The organism is Oleisolibacter albus (genome assembly GCF_003336875.1).
GTDB lineage: Bacteria > Pseudomonadota > Alphaproteobacteria > Azospirillales > Azospirillaceae > Niveispirillum > Niveispirillum album.
In genome coordinates, this window is sequence record NZ_QGNJ01000011.1 from 67,125 (window position 1) to 87,761 (window position 20,637).

The following is a 20,637-nucleotide window of genomic DNA, read 5'->3' on the forward strand; positions in this document are numbered from 1 at the left end:
GGCTAGACTGGGCGGACCATGACCCAGATCGCATCATGACCCAGATACACCGACTCTTCGGTCTGGCCGGCTGGAGCGGCAGCGGCAAGACCACGCTGATGGCGAAGCTGATCCCGGCCATCCTGGCCCACGGCTTCACCCTGTCCACCCTGAAACATGCGCACCATGCTTTCGATGTGGACCAGCCGGGCAAGGATTCCTATGTCCACCGCATGTCCGGGGCGACAGAGGTGCTGGTGTCCTCCGCCAACCGTTGGGCGCTGATGCATGAGAACCGCGGCGCACCCGAGCCGACCCTGGCCGAGCTGGTGGCCAAGCTGTCGCCGGTGGATCTGGTGCTGGTGGAAGGCTTCAAGCGCGACAGCCATCCCAAGCTGGAGATCTGGCGCGCCGCCAACGGCAAGCCGCTGCTGCACCCGGACGATCCCCATATCGTCGCCGTGGCCAGTGACGGCCCCATCCCCGGCTGTGCGCTGCCGGTGCTGGACCTCAACGATGTGGAGGCAATCGCCGACTTCATCCTGACCAACGTCGGGCTGACCAACGTCCGCCTGACCAAGTTTGGGCGGACCGACGCGGGGTCGGGAACGGGGGAGGCGGGCTGATGGCCCAGCTCAGCGATGATTGCTTCGCCTTCGGCGGGCCGCTGCTGCCGCTGGACGAGGCGGTCGCCCTGATCCGTGGCCGGTTGGGTCCGGTGGCGGCGGAAGAGCGGCTGCCGCTACGCCAGTGCCTGGACCGGGTGCTGGCCGAGGATCTGATCGCCCCGGTCGATGTGCCGCCCTTCGCCAATTCCGCCGTGGACGGCTATGCCGTGCGCTTCGCCGATCTGGCGGCGGCGGGGGAGACGGCGCTGCCGGTGGCGGCGCGGGTGGCGGCGGGACAGCGGCTGGACGGGCCGGCGCCGCCGGGCACAGCCGTGCGCATCTTCACCGGCGCGCCCATGCCGGACGGCTTCGATACGGTGATGATGCAGGAGGATGCGGTGCTGGACGGCGACCGCGTCATCCTGCGCCCCGGCCTGAAACGCGGCGCCAATGCCCGCGCGGCGGGCGAGGATGTGGCCCGCGGCAGCCTGGCGCTGCCGGCCGGCCGGCGCCTGCGCCCGCAGGAGATCGGGCTGGCGGCCAGCCTGGGGCTGACGGTGCTGCCCGTGCGCAGGCCCCTGCGCGTCGCCATCTTCTCCACCGGCGACGAGCTGGCCGAGCCGGGCGGGGAACGGCCGCCGCAGGCCATCTATGACAGCAACCGCTTCACCCTTGCCGCCCTGCTGGCCCGCATGGGCTGCCGCGTCACCGACCTGGGCATCCTGCGCGACAGCCGCGACGGCATCGCCGCCGCCCTGGCCGCCGCCGCCCCGGACCATGACCTGATCCTGACCAGCGGCGGCGTCTCCACCGGCGAGGAGGACCATGTCAAGGCGGCGGTCGAGGCCCAGGGCCGCCTGCATGTCTGGCGCGTCGGCATCAAGCCGGGCCGGCCGGTGGCGCTGGGGCAGGTGGGGGAGACGGCCTTCGCCGGGCTGCCCGGCAATCCGGTGGCGGTCATGGTCACCTTCCTCTGCCTGGTGCGCCCGCTGGTGCAGCGGCTGCAGGGGGCCGAACCGCTGGACCCGCCGCGGTTCCCGGTGCGGGCGGGTTTCGATTACAGGAAGAAGAAGGACCGGCGGGAATATGTGCGGGTGCAGCTGCACACGGCCGCGGACGGCACGCTGGAGGCCGTGAAATTCCCGCGTGAGGGCGCCGGCATCATGTCCAGCATGGTGGCCGCCGATGCGCTGGTGGAACTGCCGGAGGAGTGTACCCGCGTGGCGCCGGGGGATCCCCTGTGCTGCCTGCCGCTGGGGCTGCTGCTGTAGCGGGGACCGGCCCGGCTTGCCGCCGCTTTCCCCTCACCCGGCCCCCGCCGACGGGCGGGGCCGTCAGGGGCGGGGGTTACAGCCGCACGCCCTGGGTGGCGAAGCCCTCCTCGGCGGGCTTCTGCACCTCGCCCAGGATCAGGGCGGCGCCGGCAGCCATGCCCAGCGCGACGACGATGGCGGTCAGGAAAGCCTTCATGGCGGAACTCCCGGGGAAAGCAGGGCGGGGCGGTTGCGCCCGTTTGCCTGGATCATAGGGGGCGCCGCCGCCGGCGACAAGGCTGCACGAAAGGTTCGGTCCGCCGGTCGGTGACGCGACGGAACGATCCGGCGCGCCCGGCCGCTGGTGTCAGAGCCGGGGATGGGCGGCCAGCAGCCGCTCGGCCTCGGCCAGATCCTCCGGCCGGTTGGCATTGAAGAAGGGATCGACCGGATCGGCGGGGAAATCGGCATAGGCCAGCCTGTAGCGGGCGGTCCAGCGGTCGATCTTGCGCAGATCCTCCTCCACCAGGGCGCGGCGCAGGTCGTGGCGCAGCGCCACCGGCCACAGGCCGACCACCGGATGGGCCTGCCAGTCGTCATTGCCGTCCTCGACCCCGCGGTTCGGGAAGGGGCCGGAGCGGGCGCAGGCTAGTTCGGCCCCGGCGCCGTCGCGGGCGCCGGCCAGATGGGCGGCCAGATCGCGGGGCAGGAAGGGGCAGTCGGTGGGGACGCTCAGCACGTCGGTGGCCTCGGGCGCCTGCGCCGCCGTCCAGTCCAGCGCCGCCAGGATGCCGGCCAGCGGGCCGGGATGGCCCGGCAGCCCGTCGGGCACCACCGGCAGGCCGCGCAGGGCCTCCAGCCCGGCGAAGCGGGCGGGATCGCCATTGGCGTTGAGGATCAGAAGCTCCACCTGCGGCCGCAGGCGGGCCACCACCCGCTCCAGGATGGAGCGGCCGCCGATCCGGTTCAGCCCCTTGTCACCGCCGCCCATGCGCCGGGCCAGCCCGCCGGCCAGCAGCACGCCCACCAGCCTGGTGCTGTCAGTCCTCATCGCGGCCTCCCTTGCGGCGGTGACGGGCGGACTCCTCCTCCGCATAGGCCGGGTCGGCATCGAAGACGATGCGCCCGGCCCCGGACAGGGCGACGAAGCGCTTGCCACGGGCGCGGCCGATCAGGGTCAGCCCGGCCTGACGGGCCAGCTGCACCCCCCAGGCGGTGAAGCCGGAGCGGCTGACCAGGATGGGAATGCCCATCTGCACCGTCTTGATCACCATTTCCGAGGTCAGGCGGCCGGTGGTGTAGAAGATCTTGTCATCGGCCGGAACCCGGTGGCGAAACATCCAGCCGGCGATCTTGTCCACGGCGTTGTGACGGCCGACATCCTCCATATAGGCCAGCGGCCGGTCCTCCTGCGCCAGCACGCAGCCATGGATGGCCCCGGCGGTGAGATAGAGGCTGGGGGCCGTGTTGATCTGATGCAGCAGGCTGTAGAGCCAGGAGGTGCGCAGGCGCGCGTCCGGCGCCAGCCGCACCGTCTCGAACTTCTCCATGACGTCGCCGAAGGCGGTACCCTGGGCGCAGCCGGAGGTGAGGGTCTTCTTCTTCAGCTTTTCCTCGAAGTCGGTGCGCCGTTCGGTGCGCACCACGACCACATCCAACTCCGGATCGACCTGCACCGCCGTGACCGTATCGTCCGGCCGCAGCATGTTCTGGTTCAGCAGATAGCCCAGGGCCAGATCCTCGGGATGGTCGCCGATCGTCATCATGGTGACGATCTCCTGCCCGTTGAGATAGAGCGTCAGCGGCCGTTCCACGGTGACCGCCGCGTCCACCGCCGCCCCGGTCTGGTCGATGCCGCTGACGGTTTCGGTCAGGCGCGGATCATCCGGCGCGGGCCGGACGAGGAAAGCCGGCAGGCGGCCGCTGAAATCGGTCGGACAGGACACGGGCAGGCGCTTTCCCCAGGCGATGGTCACAGGGTCAGGGGAGGCCAAGCCGCCGCCGCTTGTCAACAGGGCAGGGGCGTCAGGCGCCGTTCCAGCGAACGCTGCCATGGCCGGTCAGGTCGTAGCCCGACAGGTCCTTCGCCTTGGCCACCGCCGCGGTGCCGCGGGCGAAGTGCAGCAGGGTCTGCATCGGTGGCTCGAAATAGTCGCGGCGGCCCACCAGCAGGTCGAACCGTTCCCAGGCCAGGGGCAGGAAATCCAGGTGCAGGCGGCGGGCCACGGCCCGGGTGGCGAGGCCGGTGTCGGCGCGGCCGTCCAGCACGGCCAGCCCCAGCTCGAAGCCGCTGGCCTGGATGGTGCCGTCCGTGGTCAGCGCCTGCGGCCCGTGGCCGGCACGGTCCAGCAGGGCCAGCAGCAGCACATGGGCGCCGGCTTCCGCCGGGCGCAGGGCCGTGCGGATGTCGGGGCGGGCCAGATCGGCGATCCCCTGGACGGATTTGGGGTTGCCGGGGGGCAGGACGAGGCCCTGTTCGCGCTTGGCCCATTCCAGCAGCACCAACCCGTCGGTGCCGCCCCGCCCCTCCAGATAGGGGGCGTTGTAGCCGCCGCTGGCGGCGTCGAGCAGATGGATGCCGGCGGCCAGAGCCTCCCCGGCCAGCACGGCGTCGAGCCCGGTCAGGCTGCCGCCGCCCATGGTGGCCAGTCCGCAGCCGGACTGGGCGATGCACCAGTCCAGCCAGGGATCGCGGCTGCCGGCGACGATGGCCGGTGCCGCCGGGCGCGCCGCCGGGACCGCGCCGGCGCTGTCCAGGGCGCGGCGGCCGCTGGACAGCCAATGCTCCACCTGCCCTTTGGGGAACAGCCATTTGCCCGTCACCTTCAGACAGGGAATCCGCCCCTCCTTCACCAGATCGTAGACCTTGCGCTCCTTGAGGCGCAGAAGGTCGGCGACCTCCTTGACGGTGAGGTAGTCGGTCGGGGCGGAAGGGGCCATGGCGGGTCCGTCAGGCAGGATGCCCCGGGATCAGGAGCCCGAGGCGGCATTGGGGAAGAACAGCTGCTCGCCGCCCACTTTGTAGTCGGCAATGGCGGCCTGTCCATCCTTGGACACCAGCCAGTCGATGAAAGCCTGGCCTTCCTTGGCCTTGACGGTGGGATGCCGGCCCGGGTTGACCAGGATGACGCCGTACTGGTTGAACAGGCGCGGATCGCCCTGCACCACGATCTCCAGGTTCTGGCGGTTGGTGAAGCTGAGCCAGGTGCCGCGGTCCGACAGGGTGTAGGCATCCATGGCGGCGGCGGTGTTCAGCGTCTGGCCCATGCCGGCGCCCAGCTCGCGGTACCAGTCGCCCTTGGGCGCGACGCCGGCCTCCTTCCAGAAGCGCTTCTCAGCCCGGTCGGTGCCGCTGTCGTCGCCGCGGCTGGCGAAGGGGGCTGATTTGCCGGCGATGGTCTTCATGGCGGCGACGATGTCCTTGCCGCCCTTGATCCCGGCGGGATCGGCCTTGGGGCCGGCCAGGATGAAGTCGTTGTACATCACATCCTGGCGCTTCACGCCGAAGCCCTGGGCCACAAACTCCAGCTCGGCCTTCTTGTCATGGACGAAGACCACGTCCGCATTGCCGTCCTTGGCCGTCTGCAGGGCCTGGCCGGTGCCCTGGGCCACCACGCGCACCTCGATGCCGGTCCTGGCGGTGAAAGCCGGCAGCAGATGCTTGAACAGGCCCGACGCCTCGGTGCTGGTGGTGGAGGCGACGGTGATGAAGGGCTTGTCGGCGGCCAGGGCCGCGGAGGGGCCGGTCAGGGCGGCGGTGGCGAAGCCGGTCGCGGCGGCAAGGGCCAGCAGATGGCGGCGGGTCAGGGTGCGGAACATGGTGGGTCCCTCGGTCTTGGTTGTCGTTGACGGCGGGTGTGGTGAGCGCGTGGTCAGTCGATATGCTCGCCGCGCAGGAAGGCGGCGGCCTGGGGTGTCCGGGGCGTGTCGAAGAAGCGGGGGGCCGGCGTCTGCTCCAGCAGGCGGCCCTGATGCAGGAACAGCACCTGATCGGCCAGACGGCGGGCCTGGCCCAGATCATGGGTGGTCATGACCACGGCCGTGCCTTCCTGGCGGAACACCTCCAGCGCCGCCTCCACCCCCCGGGTGGCGGCGGGATCGAGATGGGCCGTGGGCTCGTCCAGGAAGACCAGTTGCGGCCGGACGGCCCAGGCGCGGGCGATGGCAAGACGCTGCTGTTCGCCGCCCGACAGCACGCGGGCGGCGCGGCCGGCCAGGGCGGCGAGGCCGAACCGGTCCAGCGCCGCATCGGCCCGCAGGGCGCGGCTGCGCCGGTCCAACCCGGCCAGGGCCAGGGCGTGCAGCAGGTTGTCCCGCGCCGAGCGGCGCAGCAGCACCGGACGCTGGAACACCATGGCATGCTTGCGCACGCTGTCGCCGCCGCCGGGGCCGCGCCAGCGCACCTGCCCCTCCGCCGGGGTCAGCAGCCCGTGGCAGAGGCGCAGCATCAGGCTTTTCCCGGCGCCATTGTGCCCGAGGACGATGCTGCGCCCGCCCTCGATGCGGAAGGAGACCTGGCGCAGCAGCCAGCGCCCGTCGGCCTGGAACCCCAGATCGGCGACCTCCAGCGGCAGGATGGCGGGATCGGCGCGCATGGGCGACCTCACAGCCCGGCACTGCGGCGGGCGGCGCGGCCGGCGCCATAGGCCGCGGCGTTGATGGCCAGGGCCAGCAGCATCAGGATCAGGCCCAGCCCCAGGGCCAGGGCCAGATTGCCCTTCGAGGTCTCCAGCGCGATGGCGGTGGTCATGGTGCGGGTGTGGCCGGCGATGTTGCCGCCGACGATGATGACGGCCCCCACCTCGGCACTGGCGCGGCCGAAGCCGGCCAGCACGCCGGTCACCAGCGAATGGCGCCCGTCCCACAGCAGGGTGGGCACGGCGCGCAGGCGGCCGGACCCCAGCGAGCGCAGCTGCTCCCCATATTCGGCCCACAGATCCTCCACCACCTGGCGGGTGATGCTGGTGACGATGGGCAGGATCAGGATGGACTGGGCCAGGATCATGGCGCCGGGGGTGAACAGCAGGCCCAGCGCCCCCAGCGGGCCGGTGCGCGACAGCAGCAGATAGACCAGCAGTCCGGCCACCACCGGAGGGAATCCCATCAGGGCGTTGATCAGCACCACCACGGGACCGCGGCCGGGAAAGCGCACGATGCCCAGCAGCGCCCCCAGCGGCAGGCCGACGACGCAGGCGAGCAGCAGCGCGCTGAGCGTGACGCGCAGCGACAGCAGCACGATCTCCACCAGCGTCTCGTCCGCGCCGGCAATCAGCGCCAGCGCCGCCGCAAAGGCGTCACCCATACTCGCCCCCGATCACGCCCCGCCCGATCAGGTCCCCGGCCGGGCCTGCCTGCCCTGCCGTCAATCCTGCAGGACCCTGCATAAACTCCAGGATTTGCGCAAGAACTCCCTTGCACGGGAGGACGTGGCGGAAATGGGGAAAAATGCAAGACCGGCCATGACGGCGGGCCGTTCACTGCCGCACGCATGCGCGCATGCGTTCTGTCCGTTCCCGGACAGGGGTGTCCGGTTCCGGACACGGAGGCCGGCGCCCATCGGACAGGCGGGTGGTGGTTTCCGCGACTTGCTGCGGGGGGCCGTCATTTTGTCGCGCCCCACCCCCAGCATGTCTGAATTTTTCAAGGAAAACCGAGGCTTCCGGCGGTTGGCACGCCTCTTGCTTTTTGTCGGACAGGCGCGGACGGCGCCGCCAACCCGGACATGAGGACGCGACCGATGACCATCCTGACGCTGACCACGCCGAAATCCGCCAAGATCCGTGCGCCGCAGGGCCGGCTGGCCCGCCTGTGGGATGCGATGCCCAGCATGACCGATCTGGTCGAAACCACGACCGTGCTGTCGGTGGCGCTGATCATGGTGCTGTGCCTGAACGCCCTGCTGTGAGCCTGCCCCCCGCCGGCCCGGCGCGGGACGGGCATGCGGGAAGAGGGCCTGTTTCAGCTTTCGATCTGCGGGGCGTAGCGGCCCGGTGTCAGCCCGAAGGTCCAGGCGATGCCGGCATGGGCACCCGCGGTTCCCGGCGGAACCCGCAGCCAATAGGGCTTGTAGCTGCCATCCGGCTCGGGCGTGGAATTCAGCACCCGCACCATGACCAGCGGCTCCCCGTCGAAATCGTCGATGCGCCAGAGTTCGCCCACGGCATCGACACTGACCCGGCGCCCCAGGGTGCGCATGAGACGTTCCGGCCCGTACTGGGCGATGAGGGCGCGGCGCAGACCGGGATCGGGCTCGTGCCGGATCTGGAACACCGTCAGCTCGTCCGGTGCCACCAGGATCGAGGGATCGCTGGCGAAGCGGCCGTCGATGGCGAACAGGGCCGACCCGTCGCGCCAGCGCAATGCCGGCCCGTCGGCCCGATGGAACCGGCCGCGCTCATCGAGATGCACCTCCACCGGCGGTTCCATGGCGATGGCCACGCCGGTGAAGCTCCACAGCCCGTCCACCCGCCAGGCAAGGTCGGCGAAGGCGGCCAGCCGCCGCTCGGCATCGCCGGTCCGTTCGGGGGCGAGCGTGATCCGCACCAGCCGGTCGAGGGCATAGAAGGCGATCGGCGTGTCGAAACTGGGGGGACAGACCACGGCCAGCAGCCGCACGAAGGCCGAGATGCGGTCCCCCAGCTCCAGCCCGTAGGGAGCGGGGTGGACGGTGCGGCGGGTGCGGTCCAGCAGCCGGTGGAAGGCCCGGCTGAGCCGCGGCCCGGCACTGCGGCCGAACAGGAGCGGCGTGCCGTGCAGCCGGGTCGGCCGCGGCAGCGTCAACAGGATCAGGGCGGTGAGGGCCAGCAGGCCGCCCAGGGCCGTCAGCGGCGGCAGCGACAGGTCTCCCTGCATCACGGCGCCGAGGCCGATGCAGGACAGCCCCACCAGGACGGGAATCATCAGCCAGGGTGTCAGCCGGCCGGGGCCGGCCAGGGCGCCGGACAGCAGCTGGGCAAAGATCAGCACGGTGAGAAAGGCCAGCCCCAGCACCATGAGGGCACCGTGCGGCAGCTCCAGCCGCAGCCCGTCCAGGCCGGGACGGGTTTCCATCAGCGGCATGGCGGCGATCAGCAGGCCGAGGACCAGCAGCAGCCAGGGTCCCATGCGACGCCAGGCGGTGCGCTCCAGCAGGGTCCGGGCGTCCCGCGGGCCGCCGGCCCAGAGGATGGCCCTGGGCGGGGGCAGGTCGGCCGCTTCATAGGCGGCCCGGATGGCGGCCTCGGCCGCCGTCCGGCTGCTGCGCGTGCGCCAGACCAGCCGGTCACGCCAGGCCGTGTGGTCCGGCCAGACGGGCGGCGGGCCTTCGACAGGCCGGCCCGTTTCCTCCATCACCATCGGTGGTCCCCTTGGCCGCCGCCCCCGTTTTCGGGCTGACCCATCAGTCGGCCCATCGTCAGTCGGCCCATGGCCAGCCGGCCCATGGTCAGTCGGCGATGGCGCGGGGCTGGGCCTTCGGCTCGTATTCGCGCTGCTGGGTCACTTCATAGAGGCCCGGCTCGACGGGAATGGTCCGGTGTTCCTCGTGCGACAGGGCGGTGGGACCGTCGCCGCTGACCTGGATGAAGGCCCGGCGGCCGCCATCGTCGCGGAAATAGCAGACGCGGGCCGCCCCCATGGCGTGGGCATGGCCGGTGACCTCGCCATAGGCCAGGACCACACGGTCCTGCTCCGGCCGCAGGGGCCGTGCCGTGGGCGGAAGATTGTCGATGCGGGTGAGCAGGACGTCGCCCTGACGGTATTGAACAGGGCGGGTCGGGACGGGCATGACCATGACGCATCTCCACAGGGCAAGAAAGGGAAGGTCGGTCGGCCGGGTACCGGTCGCTTGTTGTTCTTAAACAGGAGCATGCGCCCCAATGCCCGCCCTGCCTTCCGGGGCACGCGGGGTAACCTGGACGGGCGGGGAATGCCCGCCCGGCGTCTCCACCCGGCCTTGCCGTCCCGTCGCCCCGTTATTCGGCCGCCACCGGCCCGACGGCCGCATTGTCGCCGGGCCGGGCCATGTGGGGTTCGGGGATCGGCAGGATGAAGCTGCCGCCCTGGTCGGCATAGGCCCGCTGCTGCTCCATGATCTCGCGCCCGAAGTTCCAGGCCAGGATCAGCAGATGGTCCGGCTTCTCCGTCAGCAGGTCCTCCACCGGGCGGATCGGCAGCTTGGCGCCCGGCATGGCCTTGCCCACCTTGTGGGTGTTGCGGTCGACGACGAAATCCAGCTGCGCCCGCGTCAGCCCGGCATAGTTCAGCAGGGTGGCGCCCTTGGCGGCGGCGCCATAGGCGGCGATGCGCCTGCCCTGGCCGCGCAGGTCCGCCACCAGCGCCAGCAGCTTCTCGCGCACGGCGGCCACGCGGCGGGCGAAGGAGGCGTAATAGGCCTCCTCGTGCATGCCGAGCTGGCGCTCCTCGTCCATCAGGGTCTGCAGCCGTGCGGTCCGGCCGGGATTCTTGCTGACCGTCAGCCGCAGCGAGCCGCCATGGATGTCGAGGCGGACCACGTCGTTGAGATGCAGCCCGTGCCGGCCGAACAGCGGCTCCAGCGCTGTCAGCGCGTAGTAGAAGACATGTTCGTGATAGATGGTGTCGAAGGCGCAGGATTCGATGAGGTCGCGCAGATAGGGGAACTCGAACTCGGCGATGCCGTCATCCTTCAGCAGGGCGGCGAAGCCGGCCACGAATTCGTTGATGCCGTCCACATGGGCCAGCACGTTCTTGGCCAGGATGACATCGGCCTTGTAACCTTCGGCGGCCAGACGCTCGGCCAGGGTCCGGTTGAAGAAATCCTCCACCGTGGGAACGCCGATGGCACGGGCTGCCGCCGCCGGGCCGCTGGCCGGGTCGATGCCCAGCACCGGGATGCCGGCGGCGGCGAAGTTGCGCAGCAGATAGCCGTCATTGCTGGCCACCTCGGCCACCAGGGTGCCGGGTCCGAGCGTGCGCCGCTCCACCAGATCCAGGGCGTGGGCGCGGCTGTGCGCCAGCAGCGCCGGGGAGAAGCTAGAGAAGTAGGGATAGTCGCGGCCGAACAGCACCTCCGGCGGCACCGTCTCCGTCACCTGCACCAGGGCGCAGCCGGTGCAGAAGCAGACCTCCAGCGGGAACAGATCCTCGGGCTGGTCGATCCTGTCCAGATCCACCAGGGCATTGGCCAGGGGCTGGCGGCCGAGATCGAGCAGGGGCAGGAGATGGGTGCTGCCACAGGACCGGCACTGGGTGATGGCGCTCATGTCTGTCCTCAAACGGTCGGAGCCCCCCCTTGGGGGCGGCGCGGGGAAGGGATCAGCCGGCGGTGCCGGCGGGGATGATGAGATCGGCGGCCAGGCAGGCGTCGGCGGCGGCCTTCAGCGTGGCGAAGGGCAGGCCGGCCCGCTCGGCCATGTCCAGCAGGCTGTGCCGGCCGTCGGCCAGGTTCAGCACCCAGAGCACGGCCATCTGGTCCAGGCCGCCGCCGGACCGGCCCTGCTCCTTCTGGCCGGCGATCTGGCGGTAGAGGCCGCGGCGGCCCAGCTGCGGCTCGCCGCGGCCGTCGCGGCGGACATAGGTCACATCGGCGTCCAGCAGGTCCAGCAGCTGCGCCAGCAGCCGGTAGGACTGGTCCAGGGCGGCGGGGGTGATGAAGTCGAGATTGTCGGCGGAGGTGTGGTATTCCGGGAAGGTGCCGTGGACGCCGCGCATGAAGCAGCCCACCGGCAGGTCGTAGCCCGGCGAGCAATATTGCCGCTCGTCATAGCCGTAGGGGCTGAAGGGCAGCAGACCGTGCTCCACCCCGGCATGGCGCAGCAGATGGGCCATGGCCCGGTCGATGTCCGCCGTTTCCCGCCGGCTGTGCTTGTAATGGACCGGGCCGGGATCGCCGACGCAGCTCAGCGTCAGCCCGTGGCGGATGCGGGCCGCGGCCTCTGCGTTGCGGGCCAGCCAGGTGATGGCGCCGATGGTGGCCGGCAGCAGCAGCAGGCGCAGACCCAGCCGGCGGCCGGGGGTTTCCAGGACCCGCTTCACCAGCGCGGTGGCCACCGCCAGGCCGGAGAGGTTGTCGTTGGCCAGCTGGGGATGGCAGACATGGACCGACAGCAGGATGTCGTCGCCGGTTTCGCCGGGGATGTGCAGCTCGCCATAGGTCAGGTGGCCGGGGGCCAGCGTGCTGTCGATGACCACGCGGTACTCCGGGTCGGTCATCTCCTCCCACAGCCGATGCGGCAGGCAGAAACCCCAGGTCTCCGCGTAATAGGCGGTGCGGTAGGGGATCAGGTCCGGTTGCTGCGGCAGGGTGTGGACATGGGCCGCCAGGTCGGCGCGGCTGACCACGGCGTCCACGGGCCCGCTGTAATTCAACACATGCAGCGCGTGGTCGCGCAGATCCACCAGCCGGCGCCCGTCCAGCGTCTCGATCCGGGCGCCGCGGATGGTCCATTCCTTCGGCACCGCCCAGTCCAGCACCGGCGTGCCGCTGGGCACCTCGTGCAGGGTCAGCGGGATCTCCGCCGCCACGCGGCCCAGGGTCCGGCGCACGCCCGCGCCGGTGAGGCTGCGGCAGATGGGGTAAAGCTCGGCGGCCAGGGCGTGCATCCAGGCGCCGATATCCTTGTCGGCGGCCGGGGGCGGGGAGAGGGCGGGACCATCCATGGGCGTCACTCCGCGGCCTGATGCGTGGGGAAGCCGGGCATGCGGCCGGCCAGCGGCGGCCAGGACAGGTCCTTGTCCGAGACCTGGGTCACCGGCAGCGGCCAGCGGAGGCCCAGGGCCGCATCGTCGTAGCGGCAGCCGTCATAGAGGTCGGGCACATAGCGGGCGCCCATGAGGTATTCCACCCCGGCCTCCTCCTCCAGCAGCTGGAAGCCGTGGGCGCAGCCGGGCGGGATGTAGAGCATGGCGTCGCTGTCCGCCGACAGCTCCAGCGCGTGCCAGCGGCCGAAGCTGGGGCTGTCCGGCCGCAGGTCGGCGATGATGTCGTGGATGCGGCCGGACACCAGCCGCACCACCTTGGCATCGGCGTGCGGGGCGCGCTGGAAATGCAGGCCCCGCAGCGTGCCCCGGCCCCGCGTCCAGGAACTGTTGCCCTGGACGGGGGTGAAGTCGATGCCGGCCGCCCGGAAGCTGTCGCCGCACCAGGTGCGGGCGAAGCCGCCGCGGCCATCCCGATGCACCGTCAGCCGGACCAGGGCCGCCCCGGTGATGGGCAGAGGCTCGAACCGCATCGCCCGCCCCTATTCCGCCGCCTGCATCCGCGGTTCCGCGGCCGGCGTCTCGTCCAGTCCGCGCCACTGGAAGACCGGGTCGAGCTGGCCGGAGGCGACCAGCTGCTTCAGCGCGTTGATGCGGGTGAAGGCCGGAGCCTCGAAGGTTTCCCTGCTCATGCCGATGCGCCTGAAGATGCCGTACAGCTCGCGGGCGCCGCGCTCGGCGGACCAGTCGCAGCGGAAATCCGGCAGATGCCTGTGGATCTTGGCGAAGGAGACGCGGTAGCTGCGGTTGTCCGGGCCGGGCGGGCCGAAGCTGATCTCGCAGCCGGGGAAGGCGGCGGCCACGATCTCGGCGATCTCCGACACGCGGTAGTTCTGGGCGTCGTCGCCCACATTGAAGATCTGGCCACGCACCGCCTCGGCCGGGGCGGCCAGGGTGCAGAGGATGGCACGGCAGATGTCCCGCACATGCACCAGCGGCCGCCAGGGCCTGCCGTCCGAGGTCATGGCGATGCGGCCGGTGGTCCAGGCCAGGCCCGACAGGTTGTTCAGCACGATGTCGAAGCGCATGCGCGGGCTGGCGCCGAAGGCGGTGGCGTTGCGCAGGGCCGTGGTGATGAAGCCGTCGCCGGCCAGTTCTGCCAACCCCTGCTCGCAGCGGACCTTGCACTCGGCATAGGCGGTCTGCGGATTGGGCGCGGAGTCCTCGGTCTTGATGTCGTCGTTGCCGGCGCCGTAGACGGAGCAGCTGGAGGCGTAGACGAAGCGCGGCACGCCCGCCGCCTTGGCCGCCCGGGCCACGGTCATGCTGCCGCGGAAATTGATGTCGTAGGTGATCTCGGGATTGTGGGCGCCCAGGGGATCGTTCGACAGCTCGGCCAGATGCACCACGGCGTCGAAGCCGCGCAGATCGTCGGCCGTGACCGAGCGGATGTCGCGGGTCAGCGTGCGCGGCCGGTCGCACAGATCGTCGAACAGCCAGCCGCCCCGGTAGAAGCCGGCATCCAGCCCCGTCACCTCATGGCCGGCGGCCTGGAGCAGGGGGGCCAGCACCGCCCCGATATAGCCATCGGTACCCGTCACCAGAATCTTCACGTCGATCCTCCCAGAACAGGGACTGCGGGAAAGGGAAGCACCGGCGCACCGCCGGCGCGGGGGGCGTCAGGCCGTGCGGGCGTGCCGGGCGGCATCGGGGGCCGGGGCGCGGTCCCAGACCTTCCAGGGCGCCTTGCCGGACTTCCACAGATCCTCCAGCACCATCTTGTCCCGCAGGCTGTCCATGGGCTGCCAGAAGCCGTGATGGCGGAACGCCTGGAGCTGGTTCATGGCGCAGAGGCGTTCCAGCGGCTCCTGCTCCCACACGGTCTGGTCGTCGTCGATCAGGTCGATGACGCGCGGGTCGAGCACGAAGAAGCCGCCATTGATCATGCCGCCATCCTCCGGCCCCTTCTCGCGGAAGCCCTGGACCAGCGGGTCGCCGGGGACGAGATGCAGGGCGCCGAAGCGGCCGGGCTGGGTCACGGCGGTGACCGTGGCCAGGTGCCCGCCGCTACGGTGATGCGCGATCAGGGCGGCGATATCGACATCGCCGACGCCGTCGCCATAGGTCAGGCAAAAAGTGTCGTCCAGCAGGTGGGCCACCCGTTTCAGACGGCCGCCGGTCATGGTGGCCTGGCCGGTATCGACCAGGGTGACGCGCCAGGGCTCGACCTCACGCGGGACGATGGTCATGGCATTGCGGGCCAGATCGAAGACGACATCCCCGGTGGACAGCATGAAGTCCCGGAAATACTGCTTCAGCATCTCGCCCTTGTACCCGCAGAGGATGACGAAGTCGTTCAATCCGTAATGCGAGTAGATCTTCATGATATGCCAGATGATCGGGCGTCCGCCGATCTCGACCAGCGGTTTCGGCCGGATCTGGCTCTCCTCGCTGATGCGGGTGCCAAATCCACCGGCCAGGATAACCACCTTCATCATGTCCCCCGGTCTGTTGACGCGCAGATGGACGGCGCAAAACGTCGGGCCGTGCTCCGGTCCAGCAGCTATGCCGTGAAAACGCGCCGTCCGCACCGGCGTATTCGGCGTATTCTGTTCTGTGCCCCGATCGGGGTGGGCAGTGCCGCCAACCGAGAAGACTTGCCCTTTATTTGGAAAAATGCGGAGCGGATGGGCTCATCCATCGGGGGATCGGGCGGCCTGTCGCCGGTCCGCCCGCCGCGGCCATGGAAGCGGGGCGGCGGAGTAAGCCGGGTGCGCCGGGCCGTGCTCCCCCTTTCCACCCCAGATGCCGATAGGGCGTCGCTATGCTCCCCCCCGATCGGGCTGCGTTGCAGGCCCAGAGAGGGGATCGGGAACCGGGGGAGTCATGAGCACGGGCGTGGTCGCTGCGGTGGTCGTCACCTTCAACCGCAAGGACGTGCTGGCGCAATGCCTGGCGGCCATTCAGGCCCAGACGCGGCCGCCGGACCGGATCGTGATCCTGGACAACGGCTCGACCGACGGCAGTTTCGAAGCCATGTGCCAGGCCGGCCTGCTGACGCGGGACACCGATTATCTGCGCTTCGCGGTCAATCGGGGGCCGGCCCGCGCCTTCTGGCAAGGTATGTCGCATGCCTATGCCGGCGGAGCCGACTGGCTGTGGGTCATGGATGACGATGTCCTGCCCGATTCCACGGCACTGGAGCTGCTGCTGGAGGCGGCGCGGACGCAATTCCGCAGCCCGGAGGAGATCGGCTTCCTGTGCAGCCGTGTCCGCGCCCCCGATGGCCGGCCCATGAACACGCCGGAGATCGCCTGGCGCGACAGCGACGAGGACTATGCCTCCTGGGCCGAGAAGATGGACCATGGGATGGTGAAGATCCGCCGCTCCGCCCTGATCTCCAACCTGTTCCCGCGCTCGACCCTGCGCGATTTCCCGCCAACACCGCCCGACTATTTCATGTGGGGCGAGGACAGCGACTTCACCCTGCGCATCACCGAACAGCGGCCCGCCTATATGCTGGCCGGCAGCAAGGCCGTGCATCTGCGCGCCATTTCCCGGCCGCTGCATCCGCTGACGGAGACCGATCCGGCCCGGCTGCGGCGCATGCGTCTGCTGTTCCGCAACACCCTCTATCTGCGCCGCCGCTTCTATCCGCCGGCGGAAGCGCTGATGACCCTGATCGACAATACCCGGCTGGTGTTCAAGGCCCTGGTCCAGGGTAAGCCGCTGGCTGCCTGGACCGTGCTGTCGGGCACGGTGGCGGGCCTGTTCTTCCGCCCCCGGATCCCGCCCACCGCCGAGCCGGCGCTGCTGGCGGAGACGCAGCATCTGGCCGGGCCGGGGCTGCCGCCGGTGGCCACCCCTGCCAACGCCCGGCCGCGCCCGCGACCGCACGAGCGCCCGGCACGAGCCGCGGGGGTGTGAAACGGCGGAGGGCGCCCTTAGCCCTATTGCGAAGGTCAGGGATCGTACCCCCTCTGCCCGCCGGGGTTCCCCTGCATGAGTTCGCGCCGACTCCCCTGGATGCTGCGTTTCCTTCCCGGCAAACGGTAAAATCCCTTCGACTTCACCGGACGTCACGATGATGACCGCATCTGCCGCAGTCCTGCCGGTGTCAGAGATGACGCCACCCTGAGATCAGGGGCCCTGATTTCAGGGGCTGTCCCCCCTTCGCCGGGGGGGCGGGAGATCCGCCTGCCGTGGACACGGGTCCCGGCGGGGGATGACGGGGCGATATGTGCCCCGGCCGGACCAGAGCTGTCTTCCACCAGGATCGTGCCGCCATGACCCTGCCGACATCGACCCTCGACCTGTACTGGCTGCCGGAAGCGGTGGAGTTCTCCACCGCCGTGACGGCGCTGCGCGCGGCTGCCGCCAAGGGCGCCGATGGGAATGCAGATGCGGGCGCCGCCGCCGGGACGGCCCGGATGCTGGCCAATCAGCGCCTGGATTTCCTGCAGACGCGCACCCTGGACCGGGCGGTGCAGGGTCTGCCGGACGCGGCCTGGGGTGCGGAGCTGACCCTGGCCGTGCTGGGCACCGGGACGCTGGAGCATCTGCTGCCCGCCATCCGCGTGGCCGGCCTGCGCCGGGGGCTGCGGGTCCGCTGCTGGCAGGCCCCCTATGGGCAATGGCGGCAGCAGATCCTCGACCCCGCCGCCGACCTGCACCGGCAGCGCCCGGATGTGATCCTGCTGGCCGTCGATCCGGCGGAGCTGCTGCCCGACCTGCCGCTGTCGGCCACGGCGGAGGAGGCGGACACCGCCCTGGCCGCCCGCGCCGAGGAGATGGTGGGGCTGTGGCGCACGGCGCGGGAGCGCACGGGGGCCGTGATCCTGCAGCAGCTGATGCCCCTGGCCGAGCCGCCGGCCTTCGGCCATTTCGAGCGGCTGGTGCCGGCGGCGCCGGGAGCGCTGGCGGCCCGGCTGGACGAAGCCCTGGTGCGGGCGGCGGCCCGGGAGCGGGTGCTGCTGCTGGACCTGGGCCGGTCGCTGGCCGAGATCGGCCGGCGCAGCGTGGGCGATGCACGCCTGTGGCACCATGCCAAGCAGGCCATCTCTCCGGCGGCGGCGCCCTGGTACGGCGAGCAGGTGGGGCGGGTGCTGGCGTCGCTGCGCGGCCTGTCGCGCAAGGTTCTGGTGCTGGACCTGGACAACACCCTGTGGGGAGGCGTCATCGGCGATGACGGGCTGGGCGGCATCGTGCTGGGCCAGGGCAGCGCCGCCGGCGAGGCCTTCGTCGCCTTCCAGCGCCATCTGCGCCAGCTGTCGCGCCGGGGGGTCATCCTGGCCGTCAGTTCCAAGAATTCGCCCGCGGTGGCCGAGGCCGTCTTCCGCGAGCATCCCGACATGGTGCTGACGCGCAGCGACATCGCCGCTTTCGAAGCCAACTGGGAGGACAAGCCCGCCGCCCTGCGCCGCATCGCCCGCGATCTGGAGCTGGGCATCGACAGTCTGGTCTTCTTCGACGACAACCCGGTGGAGCGCGACCTGATGCGGCGCAGCCTGCCCGCCGTGGCCGTGCCGGAGGTGCCCGACGCGCCGGAACTCTATGGGCAGACCCTGGCCGATGCCGGCTATTTCGAGCCGGTGGCCTTCACCGCCGACGATGCCGGCCGCACACGGCAGTACCAGGCCAATGCCGAGCGGCGGCAGGGACAGGCCGCCGCCACCGACATGGACAGTTTCCTGCGCGATCTGGACATGGTGCTGGCGGTGGAGCCCGTCACCCCGGTCACCCTGGCCCGGGTGACGCAGCTGATCAACAAGACCAACCAGTTCAACCTGACCACGCGCCGCTACACCGAGCCGGAGGTGCGGGATCTGCGGGACAGCCCGGACGTGCTGACCTTTGCCGCCCGGCTGAAGGACCGTTTCGGCGATAACGGCATCATCGCCGTCGTCATCGGCCGGCGGGTCGAGGATGGGCGGACGCTGGATCTGGACAGCTGGCTGATGAGCTGCCGCGTGCTGGGCCGCGGGGTGGAGCAGGCCCTGCTGTCGGTGGTCGCCGCGTCCGCCGCCCGGCGGGGTGTGGAGCGGCTGGTCGGCCATTACCGGCCCACGGCCCGGAACGGGATGGTGCGGGATTTCTATCCCGGCCTGGGCTTCACGGCCCTGCCCGCTTCGGCGGAGGACCAGGGCTGGAGCCTGGACCTGCGCACGGCCGTCCTGCCGCAGCCCCGGCATTTCACCCTGGCGCTTTCGGTCTGAGTCCGGGTGAGGCCCGTGCTCCGCAACCGACCCTTGCCAACAAAGGACCCTCTGCGATGACCGAACAACAGATCTATGACGGGCTGACCGCCATCCTGCGCGACGTCTTCGACGACGACGGCCTGGTCGCCCGGCCGGAGCTGTCGGCCCGGGATGTGCCGGGCTGGGACAGCTTCAACCACATCAATGTCATCGTCGCCGCCGAGCTGCGCTTCGGCGTGAAGTTCAAGGCGTCGGAACTCGACGGGCTGCACACTCTGGGCGACTTCGCCCGGCTGATCGCCCGCCGCAAGGCGGCCGCCTGACCGCCCCGGCGGCCGGGGGCGCCTGTCCGGGAGTGCGCAGGACATGCTGTTCAACTCGCCCGACTTCATCCTGGTCTTCCTGCCCGTCACGCTGACCGGCTTCTTCCTGATCGGGCGTGTGGCCGGACACCGGCCCGCCATCATCTGGCTGGCCTGCGCCTCCGTCGCCTTCTACGGCTATTGGCGGCTGGAGTTCCTGCCGCTGCTGCTGGGCTCGCTGGTCTTCAACTTCCTGGTTGGACGCAGGCTGGCGCGGCAGGCCAGCACGCCGCTGCTGGTCTTCGGCATCGTCACCAATCTGGCGCTGCTGGGCTGGTTCAAATATGCGGGCTTCCTGGCCGAGAGCATCGCCACGCTGCTGGCCCTGGATGTGCCGATCCCGCACATCATCCTGCCGCTGGCCATCTCCTTCTTCACCTTCCAGCAGATCGCCTTCCTGGTGGATGCCTATGACGGCACCTCGGAGGACCCGGATTTCTGGCGCTATGCCCTGTTCGTCACCTTCTTCCCGCACCTGATCGCCGGCCCGCTGGTGCACCACAAGGAGATGCTGGTCCAGTTCCAGCGGCCGGAAACATCGCGGCCGCAGCCGGACAGGATGACCCTGGGCCTGACGCTGTTCCTGATCGGCCTGTTCAAGAAGGTGGTGCTGGCGGACAATCTGTCGCCCGTCGCCCTGGACGTCTATGGTCCGGCCCTGGACGGCGCCGTGCCGACGCTGGTGCAGGGCTGGGTCGGCGCCCTGGCCTATATGCTGCAGCTCTATTTCGACTTTTCCGGCTACAGCGACATGGCGGTGGGGCTGGGGCTGCTGTTCGGCATCCTGCTGCCGATCAATTTCAACAGCCCCTACAAGGCGCCCAGCATCATCGACTATTGGTCGCGCTGGCACATGACGCTGACGCGCTGGATCACGGCCTATATCTACAACCCCATGGTCCTGGCCCTGACCAAGCGGCGCTTGCGGGCCGGCAAGCCGCTGCTGCGCCGGAAGCAGGCCTCCGCCGGCGCGTTCCTGGTGCTGCTGGCCTGGCCCACCATCGCCACCATGGCCCTGGCCGGCCTCTGGCATGGCGCGGGCTGGCAGTTCCTGGTGTTCGGGCTGTTGCACGGGCTGTACCTGACCATCAACCATGGCTGGCGGAGCATCCGCCAGAGGCGGGGGATCGGCGCGGAAACGGGCCGGCTGTTCCGGCCGGTCGGCGTGCTGCTGACCTTTTTCTGCGTGACCGTGGCCTCGGTCTTCTTCAAGGCGGCCAGCGTCGGCCAGGCCATGACCATGCTGACCGGCATGGCCGGCCTGGGCCCCGACGGGTCGCTGGCCGAGCTGCTGCGCCTGCCGAAGCTGAGCCTGATCCTGCTGGCCGGCGGCTTCGCCATCGTCTGGATGCTGCCCAACAGCGTGGAGTGGCTGGGGCGCGACCGGCTGGGCCATGAGCCGGCGCCGGTTCCGGTCCCGGACGTCCCGACCCCGCGGCCACGCTGGTCCCTTGGGGTTCCGCGCTGGCGGCCCACGCTGGCCCAGGGCATTGCCCTGGGCGTGATCGGCTGTCTGACCCTGATCCAGGCCCTGTCGATGAATCCGACGGAATTCCTGTATTTCACCTTCTAGGAGGCCGCC

The 20,637-nt window shown here is 70.5% G+C and carries 21 protein-coding genes; 7 read left to right on the forward strand and 14 right to left on the reverse strand.

Annotation, left to right across the window (positions count from 1 at the left end; all coding sequences use genetic code 11):
* Positions 1-35: 35 nt before the first annotated feature.
* Entirely contained in the window at positions 36-605 is a 570-nt protein-coding gene (gene mobB, locus DK368_RS15190) for a molybdopterin-guanine dinucleotide biosynthesis protein B (RefSeq protein WP_114394822.1), read from the forward strand.
* On the forward strand, positions 605-1,858 hold the full coding sequence (locus DK368_RS15195) for a molybdopterin molybdotransferase MoeA (RefSeq protein WP_114394823.1): 1,254 nt from the start codon (positions 605-607) through the stop codon (positions 1,856-1,858). The genes mobB and DK368_RS15195 overlap by 1 nt, the downstream gene beginning before the upstream one ends.
* Positions 1,859-1,934: 76 nt before the next feature.
* On the opposite strand, the gene DK368_RS22320 is transcribed toward DK368_RS15195, so the two are convergent.
* The 7 genes from DK368_RS22320 to DK368_RS15225 form a co-directional block, all read right to left on the reverse strand.
* A complete protein-coding gene (locus tag DK368_RS22320; RefSeq protein WP_275668532.1) occupies positions 1,935-2,057 on the reverse strand; it encodes a hypothetical protein in 123 nt (40 codons plus the stop codon).
* Between the two features lie 150 nt (positions 2,058-2,207).
* On the reverse strand, positions 2,208-2,891 hold the full coding sequence (mobA, locus tag DK368_RS15200) for a molybdenum cofactor guanylyltransferase MobA (protein WP_114394824.1): 684 nt from the start codon (positions 2,889-2,891) through the stop codon (positions 2,208-2,210).
* Positions 2,881-3,786 (reverse strand): formate dehydrogenase accessory sulfurtransferase FdhD, encoded by a 906-nt coding sequence (gene fdhD, locus DK368_RS15205; RefSeq protein WP_240002518.1) that lies wholly within the window; start codon positions 3,784-3,786, stop codon positions 2,881-2,883. Before fdhD ends, mobA begins: the two co-directional genes overlap by 11 nt.
* Positions 3,787-3,865: 79 nt before the next feature.
* The gene (locus DK368_RS15210; protein WP_114394826.1) at positions 3,866-4,780 is read right to left on the reverse strand and encodes a helix-turn-helix transcriptional regulator; all 915 of its coding nucleotides are present in this window, start codon (positions 4,778-4,780) and stop codon (positions 3,866-3,868) included.
* Between the two features lie 30 nt (positions 4,781-4,810).
* The gene (locus DK368_RS15215) at positions 4,811-5,659 is read right to left on the reverse strand and encodes an ABC transporter substrate-binding protein (protein ID WP_114394827.1); all 849 of its coding nucleotides are present in this window, start codon (positions 5,657-5,659) and stop codon (positions 4,811-4,813) included.
* Between the two features lie 53 nt (positions 5,660-5,712).
* Positions 5,713-6,435, reverse strand: a complete 723-nt coding sequence (locus tag DK368_RS15220; protein ID WP_114394828.1) for an ATP-binding cassette domain-containing protein — start codon at positions 6,433-6,435, stop codon at positions 5,713-5,715.
* 8 nt (positions 6,436-6,443) lie between these two features.
* Positions 6,444-7,142, reverse strand: a complete 699-nt coding sequence (locus DK368_RS15225; RefSeq protein ID WP_114394829.1) for an ABC transporter permease — start codon at positions 7,140-7,142, stop codon at positions 6,444-6,446.
* Between the two features lie 435 nt (positions 7,143-7,577).
* Between DK368_RS15225 and DK368_RS21460 the strand changes: the two genes are divergently transcribed.
* Entirely contained in the window at positions 7,578-7,745 is a 168-nt protein-coding gene (locus DK368_RS21460; RefSeq protein ID WP_155524594.1) for a hypothetical protein, read from the forward strand.
* A 53-nt stretch (positions 7,746-7,798) separates the two neighbouring features.
* Here DK368_RS21460 and DK368_RS15230 read toward each other — a convergent pair whose 3' ends face one another.
* From DK368_RS15230 to rfbF, 7 genes are all read right to left on the reverse strand, one after another.
* A complete protein-coding gene (locus DK368_RS15230; RefSeq protein ID WP_114394830.1) occupies positions 7,799-9,175 on the reverse strand; it encodes a DUF6745 domain-containing protein in 1,377 nt (458 codons plus the stop codon).
* Between the two features lie 88 nt (positions 9,176-9,263).
* Positions 9,264-9,611: a hypothetical protein gene (locus tag DK368_RS15235; RefSeq protein WP_114394831.1), complete on the reverse strand. Its 348-nt coding sequence runs from the start codon at positions 9,609-9,611 to the stop codon at positions 9,264-9,266.
* 181 nt (positions 9,612-9,792) lie between these two features.
* Positions 9,793-11,061, reverse strand: a complete 1,269-nt coding sequence (locus DK368_RS15240; RefSeq protein ID WP_114394832.1) for a class I SAM-dependent methyltransferase — start codon at positions 11,059-11,061, stop codon at positions 9,793-9,795.
* A gap of 52 nt (positions 11,062-11,113) precedes the next feature.
* Positions 11,114-12,457, reverse strand: coding sequence for a DUF4910 domain-containing protein (locus DK368_RS15245; protein ID WP_240002519.1), 1,344 nt, complete (start codon positions 12,455-12,457; stop codon positions 11,114-11,116).
* Between the two features lie 5 nt (positions 12,458-12,462).
* A complete protein-coding gene (locus DK368_RS15250; RefSeq protein ID WP_114394833.1) occupies positions 12,463-13,029 on the reverse strand; it encodes a dTDP-4-dehydrorhamnose 3,5-epimerase family protein in 567 nt (188 codons plus the stop codon).
* Between the two features lie 9 nt (positions 13,030-13,038).
* On the reverse strand, positions 13,039-14,109 hold the full coding sequence (locus DK368_RS15255; protein ID WP_114394834.1) for an NAD-dependent epimerase/dehydratase family protein: 1,071 nt from the start codon (positions 14,107-14,109) through the stop codon (positions 13,039-13,041).
* 66 nt (positions 14,110-14,175) lie between these two features.
* Positions 14,176-14,994, reverse strand: a complete 819-nt coding sequence (rfbF, locus tag DK368_RS15260) for a glucose-1-phosphate cytidylyltransferase (RefSeq protein ID WP_476703852.1) — start codon at positions 14,992-14,994, stop codon at positions 14,176-14,178.
* A 388-nt stretch (positions 14,995-15,382) separates the two neighbouring features.
* Between rfbF and DK368_RS15265 the strand changes: the two genes are divergently transcribed.
* The 4 genes from DK368_RS15265 (at position 15,383) to DK368_RS15280 (ending at position 20,628) form a co-directional block, all read left to right on the forward strand.
* The gene (locus DK368_RS15265) at positions 15,383-16,423 is read left to right on the forward strand and encodes a glycosyltransferase (RefSeq protein WP_162306050.1); all 1,041 of its coding nucleotides are present in this window, start codon (positions 15,383-15,385) and stop codon (positions 16,421-16,423) included.
* A gap of 359 nt (positions 16,424-16,782) precedes the next feature.
* Complete coding sequence (locus tag DK368_RS15270; protein ID WP_205028255.1) at positions 16,783-18,711, forward strand: HAD-IIIC family phosphatase; 1,929 nt, start codon at positions 16,783-16,785, stop codon at positions 18,709-18,711.
* Between the two features lie 56 nt (positions 18,712-18,767).
* The gene (locus DK368_RS15275; protein WP_114394836.1) at positions 18,768-19,016 is read left to right on the forward strand and encodes an acyl carrier protein; all 249 of its coding nucleotides are present in this window, start codon (positions 18,768-18,770) and stop codon (positions 19,014-19,016) included.
* 43 nt (positions 19,017-19,059) lie between these two features.
* Positions 19,060-20,628, forward strand: coding sequence for an MBOAT family O-acyltransferase (locus DK368_RS15280; protein ID WP_114394837.1), 1,569 nt, complete (start codon positions 19,060-19,062; stop codon positions 20,626-20,628).
* Positions 20,629-20,637 lie beyond the last annotated feature (9 nt).